Origin of the sequence: Roseovarius aestuariivivens, assembly GCF_004761875.1 — a bacterium.
Lineage (GTDB): Bacteria > Pseudomonadota > Alphaproteobacteria > Rhodobacterales > Rhodobacteraceae > Roseovarius > Roseovarius aestuariivivens.
In genome coordinates this window covers 1-2150 of sequence record NZ_SJEY01000030.1, presented here as the reverse complement: position 1 = coordinate 2150, position 2150 = coordinate 1, and the positions used below count along the sequence as shown (strand labels likewise).

The window sequence follows — 2150 nt, the reverse complement described above, 5'->3', positions numbered from 1 at the left end:
ATGAACATCCACGAGTATCAGGCGAAGTCTTTGCTTCGGTCTTATGGTGCGCCGGTTTCTGACGGGCGTGTTGTTTTACGCGCGGAGGAGGCGAAGTCTGCGGCGGGGGAGCTTGACGGTCCGGTCTGGGTCGTGAAGGCGCAGATCCACGCCGGCGGGCGCGGCAAGGGTCATTTCAAGGAAGAGGGCGCGGGCGACGCGGGCGGGGTGCGCATCGCCAAGTCGGTCTCGGAAGCCGCGGACGAGGCCAAGCGCATGCTGGGCCGCACGCTGGTGACCAAGCAGACCGGCGACGCCGGCAAGCAGGTGGGCCGCATCTATATCGAAGAGGGGGCTGCCATCGCCAAGGAGTTCTACCTCGCCTTGCTCGTGGACCGCGCCACATCCCGCGTGAGCTTCGTGGCCTCCACCGAGGGCGGCATGGATATCGAGGAAGTGGCCGAATCGACCCCCGAAAAGATCCTGAGCTTCTCGGTCGATCCCGCGACGGGCTACCAGCCCTTCCACGGCCGCCGCATCGCCTTCATGCTGGGTCTTGAAGGCCAGGCCGTGAAGCAATGCGTCAAACTGATGGGCACGCTCTACCAGATGTTCCTGGACAAGGACATGGAGATGCTGGAGATCAACCCGCTCATCCTGACCGAAGGCGGCGATCTGAAGTGCCTCGACGCGAAGATGGGCTTTGACTCCAACGCCATCTACCGCCACGCCGACATCGCCGAGCTGCGCGACACCTCCGAGGAGGACCCCAAGGAGCTCGAGGCGTCGAAGTATGACCTCAACTACATCGCGCTCGACGGCGAGATCGGCTGCATGGTCAACGGCGCGGGGCTTGCCATGGCGACGATGGACATCATCAAGCTTTACGGGGCCGAGCCGGCGAACTTCCTCGACGTGGGCGGCGGCGCGACCAAGGACAAGGTCACCGAGGCGTTCAAGATCATCACCTCGGATCCGCAGGTGAAGGGCATCCTCGTGAACATCTTCGGCGGCATCATGCGCTGTGACGTGATCGCCGAGGGCGTGGTCGCGGCGGTCAAGGAAGTGGGCCTGCAAGTGCCCCTCGTGGTCCGGCTCGAAGGCACGAACGTGGAGAAGGGCAAGGAGATCATCAACACCTCCGGCCTCGACGTCATCGCCGCCGACGACCTGCGCGACGGCGCCGAGAAGATCGTCAAAGCGGTCAGGGGCTGAACCCGTAGGGTGGGGTTTAGCCCACCTTCCCGAAGAATGTATTAAGGAGAACGCCACCATGGCCGTCCTCGTCGACAAGAACACCAAAGTCATCTGCCAGGGCCTGACAGGCTCCCAGGGCACCTTCCACACCGAACAGGCCATCGCCTATGGCACGCAAATGGTCGGCGGCGTCACGCCGGGCAAAGGCGGGCAGACCCATCTCGACCTGCCGGTCTACAACTCGGTCCACGAGGCCATGCACGAGACCGGCGCCAACGCGTCCGTCATCTACGTGCCCCCGCCCTTCGCCGCGGACAGTATCCTCGAGGCGATCGACGCCGAAATGCCGCTGATCGTCTGCATCACCGAAGGCATCCCGGTGCTCGACATGATGCGCGTCAAGCGCGCGCTGATGGACAGCACATCGGTGCTGATCGGCCCCAACTGCCCCGGCATCATCACGCCGGACGCCTGCAAGATCGGCATCATGCCCGGCCATATCCACAAGCGCGGCTCGGTCGGCGTGGTCTCGCGCTCCGGCACGCTGACCTACGAGGCGGTCAAGCAGACGAGCGACGTCGGGCTAGGCCAGTCGACCTGCGTGGGCATCGGCGGCGACCCCATCAAAGGCACCGAGCATATCGACGTGCTGGAATGGTTCCTGGCCGATGACGAGACGGAATCGATTATCATGATCGGCGAGATCGGCGGCTCAGCCGAAGAAGAGGCCGCTCAGTTCCTGAAAGACGAGGCCAAGAAGGGCCGCAAGAAGCCCGTCGCCGGCTTCATCGCCGGGCGCACCGCCCCCCCGGGCCGCCGCATGGGCCACGCCGGCGCCATCGTCGCCGGCGGCAAAGGCGGCGCCGACGACAAGATCGAAGCCATGAAATCCGCAGGCATCACAGTCGCCGAAAGCCCCGCAGGCCTCGGAGAAGCCGTCCTCAAAGCAATCGGGTAAGAAGAAATCAAGCCGA

The 2150-nt window shown here is 64.4% G+C and carries 2 protein-coding genes; both read left to right on the top strand.

Annotation, left to right across the window (positions count from 1 at the left end; translation table 11 throughout):
* The gene (gene sucC, locus EZV60_RS18895; protein WP_135507626.1) at positions 1-1194 is read left to right on the top strand and encodes an ADP-forming succinate--CoA ligase subunit beta; all 1194 of its coding nucleotides are present in this window, start codon (positions 1-3) and stop codon (positions 1192-1194) included.
* A 58-nt stretch (positions 1195-1252) separates the two neighbouring features.
* The gene (sucD, locus tag EZV60_RS18890; RefSeq protein WP_135507624.1) at positions 1253-2134 is read left to right on the top strand and encodes a succinate--CoA ligase subunit alpha; all 882 of its coding nucleotides are present in this window, start codon (positions 1253-1255) and stop codon (positions 2132-2134) included.
* Positions 2135-2150 lie beyond the last annotated feature (16 nt).